The 19,091-nt window shown below is 47.3% G+C and carries 10 protein-coding genes, 1 pseudogene and 2 riboswitches; of the genes and pseudogenes, 1 reads left to right on the top strand and 10 read right to left on the bottom strand.

Annotated features, from left to right (window positions below; translation table 11 throughout):
* Positions 1–103 precede the first annotated feature (103 nt).
* The 7 genes and pseudogenes from E2980_RS10600 to bcp form a co-directional block, all read right to left on the bottom strand.
* Positions 104–1,498, bottom strand: coding sequence for an NCS2 family permease (locus E2980_RS10600; RefSeq protein WP_135152157.1), 1,395 nt, complete (start codon positions 1,496–1,498; stop codon positions 104–106).
* 138 nt (positions 1,499–1,636) lie between these two features.
* Positions 1,637–1,736, bottom strand: a riboswitch (purine riboswitch).
* Between the two features lie 774 nt (positions 1,737–2,510).
* Positions 2,511–2,912 (bottom strand): CDI toxin immunity protein, encoded by a 402-nt coding sequence (locus E2980_RS10595; RefSeq protein WP_135152156.1) that lies wholly within the window; start codon positions 2,910–2,912, stop codon positions 2,511–2,513.
* A 15-nt stretch (positions 2,913–2,927) separates the two neighbouring features.
* Positions 2,928–11,870 (bottom strand): polymorphic toxin-type HINT domain-containing protein, encoded by an 8,943-nt coding sequence (locus E2980_RS10590; protein WP_167747066.1) that lies wholly within the window; start codon positions 11,868–11,870, stop codon positions 2,928–2,930.
* Positions 11,871–12,041 (bottom strand): annotated as a pseudogene (locus E2980_RS25105) (DUF6531 domain-containing protein); the annotation flags it as partial.
* A gap of 48 nt (positions 12,042–12,089) precedes the next feature.
* Positions 12,090–12,344 carry a hypothetical protein gene (locus E2980_RS10585; protein WP_135152154.1) on the bottom strand — a complete coding sequence of 85 codons (255 nt, stop codon included), beginning with the start codon at positions 12,342–12,344 and terminating at the stop codon, positions 12,090–12,092.
* A 117-nt stretch (positions 12,345–12,461) separates the two neighbouring features.
* Positions 12,462–12,549, bottom strand: a riboswitch (cyclic di-GMP riboswitch).
* Positions 12,550–12,971: 422 nt separating this feature from the next.
* On the bottom strand, positions 12,972–14,492 hold the full coding sequence (gene guaA / locus E2980_RS10580) for a glutamine-hydrolyzing GMP synthase (protein WP_135152215.1): 1,521 nt from the start codon (positions 14,490–14,492) through the stop codon (positions 12,972–12,974).
* 101 nt (positions 14,493–14,593) lie between these two features.
* A complete protein-coding gene (gene bcp / locus E2980_RS10575; protein ID WP_135152153.1) occupies positions 14,594–15,064 on the bottom strand; it encodes a thioredoxin-dependent thiol peroxidase in 471 nt (156 codons plus the stop codon).
* Positions 15,065–15,222: 158 nt separating this feature from the next.
* On the opposite strand from bcp, the gene E2980_RS10570 reads away from it, so the two are divergent.
* The gene (locus E2980_RS10570) at positions 15,223–15,900 is read left to right on the top strand and encodes a DNA-binding response regulator (RefSeq protein WP_135152152.1); all 678 of its coding nucleotides are present in this window, start codon (positions 15,223–15,225) and stop codon (positions 15,898–15,900) included.
* A gap of 471 nt (positions 15,901–16,371) precedes the next feature.
* Here E2980_RS10570 and E2980_RS10565 read toward each other — a convergent pair whose 3' ends face one another.
* The 3 genes from E2980_RS10565 to E2980_RS10555 are packed head-to-tail and all read right to left on the bottom strand — an operon-like array spanning position 16,372 to position 19,053.
* A complete protein-coding gene (locus E2980_RS10565; protein ID WP_135152151.1) occupies positions 16,372–17,169 on the bottom strand; it encodes an ABC transporter permease in 798 nt (265 codons plus the stop codon).
* Positions 17,170–17,173: 4 nt separating this feature from the next.
* Positions 17,174–17,968: an ABC transporter permease gene (locus E2980_RS10560; RefSeq protein ID WP_135152150.1), complete on the bottom strand. Its 795-nt coding sequence runs from the start codon at positions 17,966–17,968 to the stop codon at positions 17,174–17,176.
* On the bottom strand, positions 17,965–19,053 hold the full coding sequence (locus E2980_RS10555) for an ABC transporter ATP-binding protein (protein WP_135152149.1): 1,089 nt from the start codon (positions 19,051–19,053) through the stop codon (positions 17,965–17,967). The genes E2980_RS10560 and E2980_RS10555 overlap by 4 nt, the downstream gene beginning before the upstream one ends.
* Between the last annotated feature and the right edge of the window lie 38 nt (positions 19,054–19,091).

Genomic DNA, 19,091 nt, shown 5'->3' with positions numbered 1-19,091 from the left:
CGAAGAGGAACGAAAATGGAAAACCCCGCCCCACCTCCGATACCCGGAAGTGAAGCGGGGTTGATTTATGCCATGAGCTTTTCAGCTCATACGCGCGAAGGAATTAGCCCTGCGAACCGACGAATGCGTAGCGGGCGATAACGATGAAGAACAACACCCACATCAGCCAGTGAATCCGATGTTTCTTGTCTCCGGCAAGGTTCGCCACGAATGCAAGCAATACGTAGGAAACGATACCGAAGGAAATACCGTTCGCGATATTGTAAGTGAAAGGCATAAGGGCGATCGTCAAGAAAGCCGGAATGCCGACGACATAGTCGGAGAAGTCGATTTCTTTGACCGATTGGAGCATCAATACGCCGACGATGATCAACGCCGCGCTTGTAGCTGCCGAAGGAACCAGCAAAGCAACCGGAGCCAAGAATAACGCGAGGAGGAAAAATACTCCCGTCGATACGGCGGTCAAACCGCTTCGTCCGCCTTCGGCGATACCCGCGGAGCTTTCCACGTATGCCGTTACCGTACTCGTACCCAGCATGGCGCCGCCGCTGACCGCAACCGCGTCAACGAACATCGCTTTACCTACGATTTTCTTGCCCTTTTCTTTATCTTTGAAGAATCCGGCACGGTTTGCCGTACCTACCAAAGTGCCGAAAGTATCGAACAATTCAACGAAAGTGAACGTCGCTACCGCCGTAAGCAGTCCCGTCGTCAACAAATCCGCGAAATCGAAATCCCAGAAGTTCAGCTTGTCCATCTGCGGAACCCAATCTTGGCCCTCAAGGGCTTTTAAGCTCACAAGGTCAATGCCCGGGATGAGACCAAGCAGCGTTACGAGCAAGATTCCGTACAGAATAGCGCCGCGAACCTTAAGTACCATAAGTACCGAGATGATAGCCAAGCCGAGGATCGTCATGTATACGCTTGGTTCTTCAAGATTCCCCATATGGAATACCGTTTCAAAGCCCAGCAAATCCGTAAATTGGCCTTTAGCCACTTCGGTTACTTGCGCGTCTAGCGCTACCGTCAGAAGTCCGCTGTTTTTCAATCCGATAATCGTAATGAAAAGCCCGATTCCTACCGTGATCGCATGCTTAAGCGCATCGGGGATCGCTACGATAAGAATTTGCCGAATTTGCGTGAGCGTTAGAATGAGGAAAATAACCCCGGAGATAAATACCGCAGCCAATCCCATGGAAGGCGAGATCGGATTGTCGGTCGCTTTAGAAGCGATTACCGTCGTAGCGAAGAAAGCGTTAAGCCCCATTCCCGGCGCCAATGCGACGGGGAAGTTAACGAACAAGCCCATCGCGATCGTAAAAATACCTGCCGCCAAAGCCGTTGCGAGAAATACGCCATAAGGATCAAGTCCCGCGGTTCCCAGAATGCCCGGGTTAACCGCCAAAATGTACGCCATCGTCATAAACGTTGTCAAACCGGCCATGATCTCTGTGCGTACGTTCGTTCCCAGTTCTTTTAGCTTAAAGAAACTTTCCATGTCTCCATAAACTCTCCCTTCAGATTTTGAATGAATGTGGAAAAACTAAGTATAAACATACAAAAAACCCAGAGAATACATCTCTAGGTTCCGCACAACCGGGAAAAATCATTCCGGCGGAGAACGCGCGTATCCCCTCGGCATGCTTTCCCTTTCCGTAGACAGATCATTGCGGTGACCTCGTAGAGACTCCCGGGCCAATCCCCGGGATTATACGAAAAGATATTATTCAGTTGTTTGTCCAATCCATATTCTAGGTCGTAAGCCCCTGTCTGTCAACGGTTATTTACGAATATTCGACCCCTATTTACGGTGGTATCGTTCGGAATTTGCAGACTTTTCGGAAATGGTAGTGTGTTATTCGCGGCGACAACGCGGCACATGGTAGACGTAACCGCCATTGAATAGCCTAATTACAGTATTAAGTATTATATAGTTGCGGCAGCTAGCCCCTTTCTCGATTGATTGATTCAAAAAATAAAAAGGACACCCCAAATCACCAAATGGTGAATCAAGTGTCCTAAGTTTATCGGCTCTAAGTTTACGAAGTTGCTCGCAGCCCACTTCAGGGGTTGTCTGCTGTGTGACGATTATGACATACTCACGGTCAATCCTAATGTTTGAACCTTCGAGCTTTGCGTTTGCACCACGATCTGTCCGCTATGGTACATTGTCCGGTCTGCCGTTACTTAAGTCAGCATGTCGGAGTCTCGACGGTCTCGTCCGCCTTCTTCATGTTAAGCCATCATGTCCATGAGTTCTTCGGAACAATCACATTCAGGATCACATCCATGGGTTCTGCGTAAATCAGTCAAAACTAAGGGCATCTTTACCGACAGTATTTACTTGCATGAGGTTGTTTGTAATTTTACCATGAAGTTTTACCATCATGAGTTCTTTTCAAATGAAAATTACATCTGTCACTTAGCCGCCCGATTCATTTGGCACTGGGTAGGGAATAAAAGAAAGACCTTGGAGGTTAATGCCCCAAGGTCTCTAACAGGTATACTTATTACAGTACTTCATACCCTACTGTAATTTCACCCTCATGGTAAAATTCAATTACATAGTTTTGTTCAGGACAATATAGCCACGTATCAAAACCCACAGCTGTTACATCGTCAATATACTCAAAAATTTTTGTTAATTTACTCTTAACTACTGGTAAATGAGCCCCATCCCAAATTATCAATACATCAGTGTTAATAGTATCAAAATGTTCTTTTAATACATCGACTATTTCATTGCATGAACTAACTTTCTGCTTAAACCCTACCATTCCCCAGTCAATTCTCCCATTAATTGAAATTGGATATTCCGCTGTCATTAATCGGGTGTGTTCATTCCTTTGACTAATAGGTAGAACTTCGACTTGAGGTAATAGTGCTTCAATACATTCATCAAATAAAGTCATACTTACACCTGCCACTTATTTATTTAACATATCAATATAAGACTTGAATGTATCTTCGTTACCCTCAAACGGAATATAAGCTTTGTATGCTTTGTCGCCTTTCCCGTTACTAAAATCATCGATATTAATATGCATGCCTTTTTCTGAATCCCAATCAACTCGCCAACGCTTTTTGCCATCGGCAGAAATCCTGCCAATCACTTTTCCATATCCATAGCTACTTTCCATACCACCAATCCAAGCCGTAGAGCCTTCACCAAAGTCCCCGAGAATGTCCGTAGCTTGATTTCTTGCTTGTTCATATGTCTTCACATTGGGTAACTTACACTCGATATTATGAACCCAAATACCTAAACTACTAACAAAGTAAGTATGAAAATCAGCCACAGTGAAGTTGTAGACCTTTACTTTCTCATCGTGATGTACAATTTCAATGTTGTCAATCTTTAGATGATTTCCGTTACTTTGAACTAGTTCATCGCCCACCTTCAAGTCAACTGCGAGTACCCATCCCTTACCTTCTACCCTGAATGGGTGATTATCGGTAGTTTCAATAATTTGATTGCCTACTGATAGCTTATAAGTTGTATCCTTCTCGTTGCGGTGTAGTTGAATTACCTCTTTATAAGCCTGTTCACCTGTTTCTTCATCCTTGGAAAGAACCATATCTCCGACCTCAATGTCTTCGATATTCTTCTCCCCTTCGTCTGTTAGAACCTTTGTTCCTGCAGTGAAGCAGTTGCAACCTTTTAATATGTCTTTAACCTCATCACCGTACTTTAGAGCACCAATAATAGGGACTAAACTTGCGGTATCTATTAAGGTTTCACCAGCATGGTCTAAGCTCCACTCCCAATTTTCTAAATCATAAGCAATGCTTTGGATGTCCCACGGTGCATCCAATCCAATTAAGCCTAAACCTACTTGTATCGAGGTTCCAGCCACTGTAACTTTACTCGATGCTTTACCGATCAATAATTGCTGAAAGGTATCAGAGAGCTTGATTTGTCCTAGCGTATCAATGGCAAGTTCAATATCACTAGTACCCATATACTGTCTTCTCAACGCTTCGTCTTTTACCATTTGTTCTAGGTCTAGCTCAGTATAAGATCCCTTTGAACGGATTGGACTTCCTGTTTCACTGAACCTATTTTGCTCTCGGACAATAATATCATTAACATCAACCATCACTTGATTAATTTCGTCTTTCAAACCCCGAATAAGATCACGTTGAAGCTCATTGCCCGCTTTTATTTCATGCAGCAATCTAAGGCTTTCTTGATTTAGGGATACAATTTCTTTAAGAAGCAACTCATATTCATTATAAGCTGCCAACAGCTCGTCGATTGCTGTAAGTTGAGCTTCTACCCCAAACATAGCTTCATTCTTTCGAGCGAGCTCCATGAGTGATCTTTCGTCTTCTTCTGATATATCATCCATGGGTATTCCTAAAGATGACGGTACTACAAGATTACCTATTGCAGCGTTGGATAAAATAAATGAGAATATGGAATTTTGCACGATATGTTGTTCTACGCTAGGTAACGTCGAGATCGTTCCACCACCTACAATCACTTCCGCTGCGATGGTAACCCCATCCAGAGAATGACTTCGTGTAACTGGAATTCCGTTAACCGAGAAGGTAACCTTTTTATATGCGTTTGCCGGCGGCTCCCCATAGATCCTCTTTGCTTCTTCATTTGCTTCCGCCACTTCTCCGGCTGTTGTAGTTTCGGTCCATTCATAATCCGTCATTTCACCAAAATCAACGGACGATGAGTCGTGATCTTCAATTGTTCCAATAAAGCTAACATTCCAAATCGTGTCTTGATGATAGGTGTAATTCCAGCTCTCGGAGATCGTTTTTGTATAGAAATCCGTATAATACCGTTCACTTTCTACTCGATTATCATGAACCGTCACCGAAGAACTGCTGTAGCTGTTAAATTCATACCAAGCTTTATAATTTTCCGTATAGTACCAATCGTTCGCTAAACCGTCACCGTCTTGGTCGAAATCGTAATTATAATCGGTTGATGTACTGATTTCCGTGAAATTACTATTGGACCTCACCCACTGCGGCACGTGTCCAGTCGGGTCCCACATGTTAATGGGGTTATTACCGACATATGCATAGCGATTTTGTGTATAGGGTTCATTTAATACTCCCGGCCAGGTATCCTCGGTTAGGAAACGAGCAGATGTCGAATCATACCAACGGGCATCGTAATCCATCAGCCCGGACTTGTCGTCATAATGCTGACCAGTGTAGCCTGCAGTATTGTACGGTGCGGTAATGCCGCTGAAAATACCCCCGAATGCATCGTAACGATAGCTTTCGATAACGCTGCCGTGGCGATCGGTCAGTTCACTGACGGTATGCCTGCCGTTAGACAAATAATACATTAGGCCGCCGTTTGTATCCAAATCTGGTTCTTTGCTTGGATTAGTCAGTCCGTGTAATCCGAACATCTTGCGAGATACAACCTCACTACCTGGACCCATGTAATATTCTGCGTATGGGGAGCCCTTGTCGCTGTATTCTTTATGGATGATGTTGGACATGCCCATATACTGATAGACGGTCTGTTCTAAATCTGGCTTAATCGATGGAGCTGTCGGATCACCCGTACTAGGGTCACCGTCAAGATTCTTGTACAATCCGTATTTGTTGCCTTCCCCGTTTAAAAGTGCGTTCTCATTAGGTGTTCCTTTGCCATTAGAAGAACTATTCCCATTGCCATTGCCATTGCCATTGCCATTGCCATTGCCATTGCCATTGCCATTGCCATTGCCATTACCGTTCCCGTTGTTATCAACGCAACCCACTTTACCATAAGCATTTCCGTTATTTGCATGGTCGGAGTTGCCATTGCTATTGTTGTTATTACCATTGCCGTTGCTGTTCTTTGGCTGCTCTTCGATCGTTTTCGGACCTTCAGGCGTCCATTGATGTAACGTAAGCTCTTCACGAGATACTTTTCGACCCAATCCGTCGTATGCATATTTCGCGTAGCTGCCGTCTTCAAATATAACATCCGTGAGTTGGTTCGCATTGTTGTATGCATACTCAACTCGGCTATCAGGTCCGTTTTGTGCGATTTGATTGCCGTTATCGTCATATTCGTACGACGTATCCCCGGCTTGCAGCAGTTGATTTAAAGCATTATAGCTATACTGTGTCTCGGCCCCGTCAACAGTCATGGTTAATCGGTTTCCTACCGGATCATAAGAATACGAAGCGTGAGTATATCGGTCCATTAAATAGCCTAGCTGCACCTCCTTAAAAATTGGAAACGGAATCTCTTCGACTATCTCTGTTTCGCCTTCGTTGTCAATAGCTGTCGGTTTTACAATTCCCGGCTGACACGAGGGGGCACTGTAATTCTTATTGCCATTGCCATTGCCATTGCCATTGCCATTGCCATTGCCATTGCCATTACCTTTGTTACCATTACCATTACCATTGTTGTTTCCGCTATTGTTTCCGTTATTGTTTCCGTTATTGTTTCCGTTATTGTTTCCGTTATTGTTTCCGTTATTGTTACCATTGCCATTACCGTTGCTACTATCTCCGTTACCATTATTACCTTTACCATTATCGGAAGAGCCGCTATTACCGGTGGTACCTGCATCCGGGGAACTGGAATTTCCATTACCATTACCATTACCATTACTATTGCCATTTCCGTTATTGGAACTGCTCGAATTGCCTCCTCCGTTTTCGCTGCCATTTCCCCAACTGTTCCCGCCATTGCCATTGCCATTACCCGTCTCTTTATCAGCAGCAGCAACTTGGACATAAGGTGAATATAAATAATCGTTATTCAAGCTGGCTACTTGAGTAAAAGACTGATTTGAAGCGGCTTTTCCAGTTCCATAGCTAACATCAGTCAAACGATTTAATGCGTCATAGCCGTAGTCAATACGAGAGCCTGCTTCCGTCTCGGATATCTTTCTTCCTGCCGCATCGTACTCATAAGCGAAGGACGAAATCGTCGACCCGTCAGAGTTACGGTTGTCTACCTTTACAAGCTGGCTGTCTTGGTCGTACGTACTGATGATTTGATTTCCATTAGCTAAATCGCGTTTGGTCTCTATGCCCATGGCATTATATTCAAAAGCACTTCGATTTCCTTCCGGGTCTGTCATGCTGACCATCTGATCGCGAACATCATATTCGTAACGGGTAACTCGATCCTCACTATTCGTTAGCTGCGTAAGATTGCTGTTGGCATCGTATTCGTAATTGATTGATTTCCCTATAGATACATTGTTTTGTGAAATAACTCTACCAAGCTTGTCGTATGAGAATTGCTCCTTGGATGTATGATTGGAGACCTCGGACATTCTCCCCATCAGATCGTAAGCATATTCAACCTTATCATCTGTGGATTCTACAGCGGAAATCTGACCGCGTGGTGTATAGGAATACCGAGTTTGCTGATTCTTCGGATCGAGCATTTCCTTTAGCTGTCCAGCAGCGTCATAGCTGTACTGCGTATCCTTACCAAGTGCATTGATTTCTGAGAGCGGCTGTCCGTTCAAGTTATACGTCCAGCTACGGTTATTCCCGTTGGCATCGGTTAGTTTGGCAAGCTGTCCCATTCCATCGTACGTATAGGTTGTCTTCCCGTTTAACGAGTCTGTAACAGAGACTAATTGATTTAGTGCGTCATACTCGTATTGCGTTTTATGTCCCAATGGATCAATAAGTGAAGCGAGATTACCGTTGGCATCATAAACACGCTGCTCCACTGCACCGCTCGGGCTTGTCTGTTTCACCAGCCGATTGATAGGATCATAATCGAATGAAGTTGCATCTCCCAACGCATTGGTTACAGAGGTCAGAAGACCGGAGTCATTATATCCCCATAGGGTAGAATAACCCGCTGGGTCTTTCATTTCGGTCATACGACCGACTTGATCATAAGCGTATTCGGTCCTATGCTTAAGCGGGTCTTCCATCGCAATAACATTGCCTTCACTATCATATTCATAGATGTATACCGAACCTAGAGGATCTACTGTTCTGACGGGTTGTCCCAAAGCATCATATTCATAGCTCCAGATTGATCCCAAAGCATCCTTCTGATGAGTCAACCTGCCCAGCACATCGTACTTATAAACCGTCTCTGCTCCAAGCTCATCCCGCACTACGGTCGGGAGACCCATGGCATTATACTCAAGTGATTTCTGATAGCCTAACGGATTAGTTTCAGAAACAGCCCGGCCCAATAGATCATATTCCCACTTCCATATGCCACCTTCAGCATCTGTACGCTGCGTTAAATTCCCATCTGCGCTGTAAGTGTTTTGAATCGTTCCGCCATTCGGCAATACTGCAAGGGCAAGTCGATCCAGCGCATCGTAGGAATAGACCGTCACTGCGTTCAAGGCGTTTGTCTCTTTCGTTTGATTCCCCACTAAATCATATTCAAACTTCGTAACGTCACCCTTCGGATCCTTCACTTGGATCACTTGCTGTTTGGAGTTATATTCCCACGACGTAAGGTTCCCGTTAGCATCGAGTTGCTGAACGGGAGATCCCAAAGCATTGTATACCCACTCAGTAGCGTGTCCAAGCGGATCTGTGGATTTCACGATTCGATCCAGGGCATCTGTCTGTACGGTTGTTGAAGCTCCACTCGCATCAGTAATTGTCCGAATGCCTTGAATATCGTCATAGACAATCTCCGATCGCATGCCGCGACGGTCCTTCTCAGATGTTAAACGTCCAAGATTATCATACGAAAATTGTTTGGAAGCACCTAGCGCATCCGTGATTTCTAAAGTCCGTCCCGCTCCGTCATAACGGAATGCCGTCGTTTGATGGAGCGCATCTGTTACAGATACCGTTCGGCCTAATGCATCGGTCCGATACTCGGTCGCCGCACCCTGCGGATCAACGCTCCTAATCATCCTGCCTGCCTTATCATATTCATAGGTTTCCACCTGACCGAGCACATTCGTGATCGTGGCCGGCAAGCCAAGCTTATTATAAGTCCATGTTGTTCCGTGCCCTGTCTCATTCACATAATGGATCAGTTCACCGGATTTGCTGTAATCGTAAGAAGTGACTTGGCCTAAAGCATCCGTCATTCGTTTAACCTGACCGTTCGCATCATAATGGAAACTTGTCGTGTGTCCGAGCGCATCGGTCTGATTGATCATACGGCCCAGCGCATCGTAATCCAGCTTCGTAACTGCGCCTTCCGCTTCTTTGACTTCAATCATCTGACCGAGCGCATTATATGTCAACTCCTTCTTATGACCAAGCGGATCAGTCATTTTTGTGACTTGCCCTAAAGCATCATATTCCCATGACCATCTAGACCCCAATGTGTCGACTAACGCCGTTCTACGATCCATAGCATCATAGAAAAATTCGCTCTTACGTTCACGAAAATCAGTTACCGTAGTTACATTTCCTATGACATCGTAGGTCATTTCGGTCGTTTGATTAAGAGCATTAGTAACTTTGACGATCTGATCCATCTCGTTGTAAATGTATGAGGTTGTGGCGCCTTCCGGATCGGCGGTGCTAAGCAATCTTCCAATAGCATCGTAGGTGTAGGTCGTTTGATAGCCTAGTTCATCCGTGATTAGAGTCGGCAGCCCCATATTGTTATAAGATATGGTGCTGCTATGTTCAAGCGGATCGGTCATTCGCTTGATTTGATTCCGTAGATTGAACTCATAGATGTACTTTCCACCCAACGCGTCGGTCACAATCGTTTGGTTCATTTGATCATCATAGATCCACTTCGTTTCTCTGCCTTCGGGATTAACTGTACGAACTATTCTCCCAAGTAAATCGTAGTCGTATTGAATCGTCTGGCCTAACGCATCTGTCACTTTATTCAGTTGTCCGCCCTCATCATACTCATAAGAGATAATTCCTCCAAGCGGATCGGCAACAGACGTTAATAAGTCAGATTTATTATAGGCTAGCTTCAATGTGTTTCCTTTAGGATCAATTACCTGCTGCACACGATTAGCCTCGTCATACACGTACGTAATGGCTTGTCCAAGCGCATTAATGATTTTTGCAGGTTGTCCGTTGACCCCATAGATTACTTCGGAAATACTTCCGTCGCGGTAAACGGTTTTCATTAATCGATTGGCTATATCATAGACATACTGAATAGCCGTTCCATCCGGATACGTTGTTTTCTCGAGTAATCCCAAGCTGTTATATTCGTTCGCTATAAGGCTCCCGTCGGGACGCTGTTCGGTCAATACTCTGCCAGCAGCGTCATAGGTATAATATCGGGTGCGTCCTATAGGATCTCTAGCTTCAAGCAATCTGCCCATATTGTCATAGAGGAGTGTAGTCGTACGGCCATGTTCGTCTTTGGTCTTGGAAAGTTGTCCTGCAGCATCATATTCGTATTCCAGCTTGCCATTAGGCGACTCCACAGTTTTCACACCAAACGAACCGTATGTATATTGGGTGGTTCGTCCGAGAGAGTCGATCAGCACGGTCACTCTTCCAATCGCATCTCGTGTAAAAAGCGTTATTCGACCAATCGAGTCGGTTGCTTCCGATAGCCTCCCCATTCGATCAAATTTATAAGAATCTGATCTTTGCAGTCCATCTTTGATGTGTATCAAATTTCCTTCTTCAGTTCGCTCATAGGTCGTAACGAGGCCAAGAGGATTTTTCTCCTCGACGAGCAACCCATTAAGATCATATTGATATTCAGTTATGGCAGTATTACCAGTAATGAGACGAATCGCTATGCCATCTTTATCATAGGTCATATCCGCTTGAAATCCGCCTGGAGAGGTTTCTTTCACCAATCGTCCATTTAAATCGTACTCGTATAGAGTTTCAATTCCGAGTGGATCAGTCTTCTTAACAATATTTCCTGAATCATCGTAATAAAACTGGATTAATCCGCCCTCTTCATTAGACATCGATACGAGACGTCCTCTATCGTCGTACTTAAAAAGGCCGATAACGCCGTCAGGGTTGGTCCTGAGCTTAATATTGCCACGATCGTCGTACTCGAATGTTGTCAGTGAGCCTTCAGGATGCGTGATTCTCTTCGGCAGCTTCCATTGATCGTCGTATTCGTATCTCGTCACAGCGCCACTGACTTCTGTTAGTTTAGTTACATGGCCGTCCGCATTATATTCCGTCTTTTCAATCCCACGGACCGATTCTACTCTCGTGACCTTGTCCTTGTCATTGTATTGATAGCTGATCGTTTCTTCCAATGGGTTCGTGGTATATGAGACTTTGCCATCTGCTATGCCGTATACCCACAGGTTATTTAGCGCATCCGTCAATTCGGTCTTGTCTACGCTATAGGCAAAAGCAAGCTGAACCGAGCCATTGTTGTCCTTAATGGATACGACTTTATTCTGATTATTATACTGGAAGGTCTTGATTGCTCCTTCACCATTAATGATCGAGGACAAACGATTCTTGGCGTCGTAGTCATAGCTGACAGTCCTACCTTCAGGTGACGTTACCACAATAAGACGACCAGAAGTATCGTAGTTGAAGGTGGTTTCATTGTCCATTGGATCGATGAGCTTCGAGATTACTCCGTTCTCCCACTGGAGCTGGATGTGACGATTGGCCGTATCTGTAATATTAGTCAGATTGCCGCTATCGTTATAAGTAAATGACATCGTATTTCCGTAGCGGTCCTGAAGCTTCACCATTTTCCCTGCTCTAACATCCTGCACACTGCGCCAAGGCGCAAAATAACCAGAGTATGTAACCTTCGCCCCGCTGCTTGTGGTGACAACATATTCGTTCTCGTTGATTCTTTCCAATTGTTCCCCATCACTAGGCTCATAATGGCCTTTATGTAGCTCGTAGTTGACTTTATCGTCCCCGTCGTATTTCAGAATGTATCCATCGGGATCGTCTTTCATGAAGGTATAGCTCGCAGCTGTCTCATCCCAACGAAATTCTCCCATAGCATAATCTGAGTACATGCGAAGGAGAGAACTCCAATTATAGTCCCACCCAATCCCGAAGGCGCCCGGTTCACTTGCTGTACTATCATACTTTCGTTCTAAGTCGAAGCCGAACCCGATTCCAGGTAGATGAATATCGGTAGCTTGCAGCTTTAATAGACCCGTAGCCAAGTCTACTGGGTGGTTCATTGGATCTTCAGAAGTTGGGCTTATGGCCCCACCGGTTGCAGATCCCCCTTACGAGCCTGCTCCCGGAGCTGTCGGCCGTCCGGAACTTAGACCAGAAGGCAGAGAAGGAATAGCACCCTGCATCGGATTAGGCAGCGGCGGGTGATAGCCGTCCGCTTGTCCCGGCAGCTGCTTCAATATCTCTAAAGGGTCAACATAGCTAGGAACTGTACCATCACTTCCATTCCTGGCAAAAACGGATGCTTGAATGGAACTGATAATAACAGAAAATATCAAAAAACAGACGACAAAGCGCTTCTTCATAAGTACCCTCCCAAAATTCAAACCTATTAAAAAAACAAAAAAAACAACCCGGCACGCAAAGCCGCGAGGATTGCGTTGAGCTGCATAAAGGTTTTTTTGAAAATATTACGTTCACCTTTGGGCAACCTGGCAATCGTAGCTCTTTTAGAGCTTTAGACCCACGGCTTTGCGTCATCCCCTTTCGGAGATTTTGCCTCTTTCGCCTAAATTATTACAAAAAGTGTAGATGAACATTCATTATATGGTACAAATATACTAATTTCAACAGTTTTTTTATGAGCTTGGAGACTCTGCCATGACAGTAATTAGACCAAAACTACTAGACCCCTGCGCTCATAGGTCACCACCAAGAATGAAAAACATCGCTATTCCTAAACTTGGTGTTAATATGGAAATGATTAGCAATGAAAAACATTCTAAATGCTAGCCGTCTCCTGACTTCCATCTCAGAAAATGCCGAAGTACGATGAAAATCATTCCTATTTCTTTTCTTCAACACTCACTCACTAACAGAAAACAACGATAAAAAAAATCGTACTTCCGCCATTCAAGCAAATCATCGCACTATTCTCTAACAAGCAAAAAGCCTGCCGAGAAAATTCTCGACAGGCTTGAATTTCAATTCGTTTACTCCCACTCGATCGTCGCGGGAGGCTTGGAGGTGATATCGTATACGATTCGGTTAACGTTCTGTACTTCATTCACGATACGGTTGGAGATCTTCTCCAGCACGTCGAACGGAATTCTTGCCCAGTCCGCCGTCATTCCATCGATGGAGGTGACGGCACGGATGCCCACGGTGTGAGAATACGTACGTCCGTCGCCCATGACGCCTACGCTCTTCATGTTAGGCAGAGCGGTAAAATATTGCCAGATTTCGCGGTCTAAGCCCGCTTTGGCAATCTCGTCGCGCAGAATCGCGTCGGACTCCCTTACGATCGTAAGCTTCTCTTCCGTCACTTCGCCTAGCACGCGAATCGCGAGTCCCGGTCCCGGGAACGGCTGACGCATGACGATCGCGTCGGGAAGCCCGCACTCCGCTCCGACCTTGCGAACTTCGTCCTTGAACAAGGTCTTCAGAGGCTCGATCAGCTTGAACTTCATGTCCTTCGGCAATCCGCCGACGTTATGGTGTGACTTGATCGTTTGCGCGGTAGCGGTACCGCTCTCTACGATATCGGTATATAAGGTTCCTTGCGCCAAGAACGTAAAATCGTCGAATTTAGCGGATTCTTCTTCGAACACGCGAATAAATTCGGTTCCGATAATCTTGCGCTTCTGCTCCGGATCTTCGACACCCTTCAGATTGCCTAGGAACCGCTCGCTTGCGTCTATTTTCACGACATTCATATCGAATTTGCCTACGAACGTCTCCATTACGCTCTCGGCCTCGTCTTTGCGCAGCAAACCATGGTCGATGAACATGCATGTTAATTGATCGCCAATCGCCTTATGAATCAAGATGGCAACGACCGAAGAGTCGACTCCGCCGGATAACGCGCATAGTACCTTCTTGTCGCCGACTTCCTTACGGATGTCCAGGACCATGTCTTCGATGAACGAACCCATCGTCCAATCGCCTCTGCACTCGCATACCGCGAAAAGGAAGTTACGGATCATTTCGTTCCCGTAGACGGAATGACGAACCTCGGGATGGAATTGTACCGCGAAAAACTTCCGGTTCGGATCGCTCATCGCGGCAACCGGTGCGTGCTCCGTGCTTGCATCGACGCGGAAACCTGCAGGCAGCTCCGTTACGTGATCCCCGTGGCTCATCCAGACGGTCTGACGCGTTTCCAAGCCTTTAACCAAGTGGGAATCCGCAGTGAAATCAACATCGGACTTCCCGTATTCGCGTTTGTGCGCAGGCTCGACCTTGCCGCCTTGCTGGTGCGTGATCAGCTGCATGCCGTAACAGATTCCGAGAATCGGGATCCCCAGTTCGTATATAGCCGGGTCGACCGTAGGCGCTCCTTCGGCATAGACGCTCGCCGGCCCGCCGGAGAAGACGATCCCTTTCGGCGCGAGATCCCGCAGCTTGTCCGCCGTCGTATTAAAAGGCAAAAGCTCGCTGTACACGCCCAAGTCGCGTATACGGCGGGCGATTAACTGGTTGTATTGGCCGCCGAAATCAAGCACGACGATCATTTCATGCTGGTTAGTAGTCACTGTAAGCCGAGCCTCCCTAAATCAATTGAAGTTATTATAGCTTTGCGCCTTCGACAGCGTCAAGGCGAGCGGCTGCGGTCTTATTTCATTGCCATCAGAGCTTGCTTCACGTTATCGACATGTCCCTTTACCCTGATGTTGCGCCATTCCTGGACAAGCACGCCCGATTCGTCGATAAGGAATGTTGAACGCACGATGCCCATGTAGGTTTTCCCATATAGCTTCTTCTCCTGCCATACGCCGTATAGCTCGCATACTTGATGCTCCGGATCAGCTAGCAGAAGAAAAGGAAGCTCGTACTTCTCGATGAACTTATGGTGGGTCTTTATGTCGCTCGTGCTAATGCCTAGTATGATGGCGTTCGCGTTACCAAAATTTGCGTTCGCATCGCGGAAATCGCACGATTGCTGCGTACAAGCGGGAGTCAAATCTTTCGGGTAAAAATAGATAACGACCTTGCGGCCGCGATATTCGTTTAGTCGGACCGTTTTCCCGTTCGTCGCGGGAAGCTCGAAATCCGGGACGGGCAGTCCGACTTTCAATTGAGTCATTGGTGAGGCTCCTTCCAAAATCAACGTGACAAAAAGACGGATTTCATTTATTTTAATTGTATCATCATTTCATATTTTAGCGAGCGAAGCACGCCGCGGTCTCCTTTTCGGGAGGTCGCGGTTTTTGCTTTTTATCGCCTTCGAGGAGTGTATCGTATTTGTTCGAAGAAGCCTACGGACATTGGTTAGCAAGTCAACGCAGAGGTCGAAAAGGGGAATCGCTTCGTAAGCTAGATGAAGATCATGGGCATGCCGAAAAACTGTTCCTTCAAGAAGCGTGGTGGCCTGCAGTCGGAAATCTTGATTATCTGTTCGCCGAGCATGAAGTGGCCAATTACCGTAACAGCTCCTACTATCTCGATCTCGCGTATATCCGTTCTCCATACAAATTGGATTTGGAAATCGACGACTTCAGTTCGCACGCCAAGAACGTCACGCGCCGAGGCTTCGAATACGAAAAGGAACGGCAAAATCAGCTAATAGACGAGGACTGGAAAGTGTACAGATTCTCTCTGGACACGCTCAAAGAAAGACCTCTTCATTGTCAGCAATCCGTGCTCAGAACACTTGGGAGACTATACGGCGGCAAAAGCACTGCTCAGACCGACTCTCGGCTGCCTCTCAAGCAACGGGAAATCCTTCGTATGTCTATCAGGCTGGAGCGGCCGATAACTCCAATCGAAGTATGCGTTCAACTCGGAATCGGGAACCGACTAGCGCGCATGATCCTTCATGAGCTTGTTGAAAAGGAGTTGTTGGAAAACGGTGGCGGCGGTTCGATGCGGACACGAAACTATCGGATAACCCTGAAGGGGCGATCAATGTATTTAGATTAACGGCAGAACTGCCGCTACACAGGCCGTTGCCCGCCACTTGTTCTGGCTTAACGGCAGAAACTGCCGCTACGCGGTCAGTTGTCCGCCACTTGCGCGGGCTTAACGGCAAATTCTGCCGTTACGCGGTACGTTGCCCGCCACTTGCGCGGGCTTAACGGCAAAATCTGCCGCTACGCGGTCAGTTGTCCGCCACTTGCGCGGGCTTAACGGCAAAATCTGCCGCTACGCCACCCGTTGCCCGCCACTTGCGCGGGCTTAACGGCAAAATCTGCCGCTACGCCACCCGTTGCCCGCCACTTGCGCGGGCTTAACGGCAAAATCTGCCGCTACGCCACCCATTGCCCGCCACTTGTGCGGGCTTAACGGCAAATTCTGCCGTTACGCCACCCGTTGCCCGCCGATCGTGCACTCTTTACAGGCAAAACCTGCCGCTACGCAGCCAACTCCCCACCATTCGAGCAACGCGCCCACTTAGCTCCCCGCGCCGCGATACCGTCTGACGCCGTAGTTCCAGAACCAGAGCCCAAGCGACAGCACGACGATGCCGACAACCGGAGTCAACCAGGCCATCCACCAGTCGTCCAAGCGTCCGAGGAAGAACGAGGCCGGGTAGACGCCGACGAAGGCGAACGGCAGCAGCCAAGTGAGCAAGAACTTGATCGTTTTGTTGTAAATTTCAACCGGATATCTTCCGTAGTTCTGGATGTTATAGATCAACGGACCGATGCCCGTCGGCGCATCCGAGTAGAATGAAATCGCCGATAGCGCCGTGTAAATGCCCATATAGATGAAGCATGATCCCAGCACCATGATGATCAGCACCAGCGGATCGTACCAATGAAACGGCAAGCCGAGCGTCGTCCACGCGGTGATCATAATGACAAACCCAACGATGGAGCCTACGAATGCGGGCGGATCCATATTTTCGAGCATGACTTGCGACAAGGAGTGGGCCGGACGGGTTAGTACGCGGTCCATTTCCCCTTTGACGATATACCGCTCGCTGAAATTCCATGCGCTGAAGAAGGTCGAGAACAGCCCCGAAGCGATCATGAAGTAACCGTATACGAACACGACTTCGGCCTCGCTCCAATCTCCAAGCGTAGGGGTATGCAGAAAGACGACGAAAATAAACACGAGATTGAGTCCGTTAAACATCAAATCCGACAGAACCTCGATCCAGAAATCAGCGCGGTAAGATAATTTGGTTTTCAAATAATTGGCGAAATAATCACGGTACAAACCCAGCATAAACGCAAAACGGCTCATCCCATCAACCTCCCTGCACGAACAAGCGACGTCGCGCCGCCCGCCATACGAGCATAATCGGCACGATCAGCACGGCCGTCCAGATGACTTGAGTCAGCAGGGCATTCCATACATCCCCGCCCTGAATCCGGCCCGTGAACACGGAACCCGGCAAATACGTGATCGCTTGGAACGGAAGCCAATTCATGACGGATATGGCCCAGCCCGGGAAGAAGGCAATCGGCAAGATAACGCCGGACAGCAGATCCACCATGATTCTTTTCATCATCATGACGCCTTGATTGTTCTCGAAGAAAAACGCGCTCAGCCCCGTCAGAATGTTAAGCTGCGAATTTATCAGAAAGCTGAACCAGATCATGATGAAGAACACGATCCATTGCATAGGGTCGGTAGGCAGCTCGATCGGAAAAATAAACGAAACGATGATCATCCCAGGAACCATGAACAACCCCAAACGGAACAACCCTTCTCCGAAGCCCTGCATCATTTTCACGAAGAGATACGAGTACGGACGGATAATCTGGATCGCCACGCTGCCGTCCACGATTTCCCCGGATATTTCACGGTCTAGATTATTGAAGTAAAAAGCTCTCGCCATCCAAGAAACAGCCACGTAAGTGGACATCTGGATGACCGTGAAGCCTTGAAGCGTCTCGGCCTCCCCGAAAATCGCTTTCCACAGGAAATAATAAGCTCCGATATTAATCGCGTAAATGATAATACCGCTATAATAATTGACCCGATAAGCGAGCATCATGAGGAACCGAATGCGAACGAAGTCTAAATATGCGCTTGTCATGACTCACCGGCTCCCGCCTTTACCGGCTCCTTCTCGTCAACATCCGCAGAATCCGAGGAAGACAGAGCCGACAAGTCCCGGGGAGCGTCCGCGCTGCCCGACTGATAGATTTCCCTTACGATTTCGTCCGTGTTCGTCTCGAAAATCTTGATGTCGCTAATATCTTTCATGCCCACTACCTTGGAGAGCACTTCTGAAACGTTCATCTCGCGAGGAATCCACACTTTCGCGGTCAAATCGTTCTCGAGAGTCCATCGAACGTCCAACCCGCTTGTCATCAGGCTTACCTCGCCCAATGTAATCGGATCGGAGAATTGGAACTGCACCTCGCGGCCTTTTCCCCAACGCGTTTTAAGCTCCTCTAATCCGCCGTCATAAATAATGCGACCGTCATCAAGCATGATTACGCGCGAACATAACGCCTCGATATCCTGAAGGTCGTGCGTCGTAAGCAAGATCGTCGTGCCCTGCTCCCGGTTCAACCGTTTCAAGAATTCGCGGATTTCCGTCTTCACCACGATATCGAGGCCGATCGTCGGCTCGTCCAAGAACAGGATGGACGGATTATGCAGAAGCGCCGCCACCAGCTCGCAACGCATCCGTTGACCGAGACTTAACTTGCGGACAGGCCTGTTCAGAAGCTCCTGCAGCTGAAGGGTCTCCACCAACTCGTCCAGTCTGCGGCGGAAGTCCTCTTCGCTTACCCGATATACTTTCCGAAGCAAACGGAAAGACTCGATGACGCCGATGTCCCACCAAAGTTGACTCCGTTGGCCGAAAACGACCCCGATTCCCTGCACGAATTTCTCGCGATCCTTGTAGGGAATATAACCATTGACGACAAGCTTCCCCGAGGTTGGAACGAGGATGCCGGTCAGCATCTTAATCGTCGTAGACTTACCGGCTCCGTTCTCCCCGATGTAACCGCAGATTTCTCCTTGAGGAATCTGAAAGCTGATGTCTTTAACCGCAGCCACTTCGGTATGCTCTCGTTTGAATAAGTCCTTGAGCGCGCCCTTGAGGCCTTCTCTATTTTTCTGCACCTTGAATTCTTTGCGCAATTGATGTACGTCTATAGCCAGCATACGATCCTCCTGTTTTCAGTCGCGTTTCTTGGTTAGCG

The organism is Cohnella luojiensis (genome assembly GCF_004564235.1).
Taxonomy (GTDB): domain Bacteria; phylum Bacillota; class Bacilli; order Paenibacillales; family Paenibacillaceae; genus Cohnella; species Cohnella luojiensis.
Note: the sequence above shows the minus strand (reverse complement) of the source record. Positions and strands in the feature narration are given on the sequence as shown.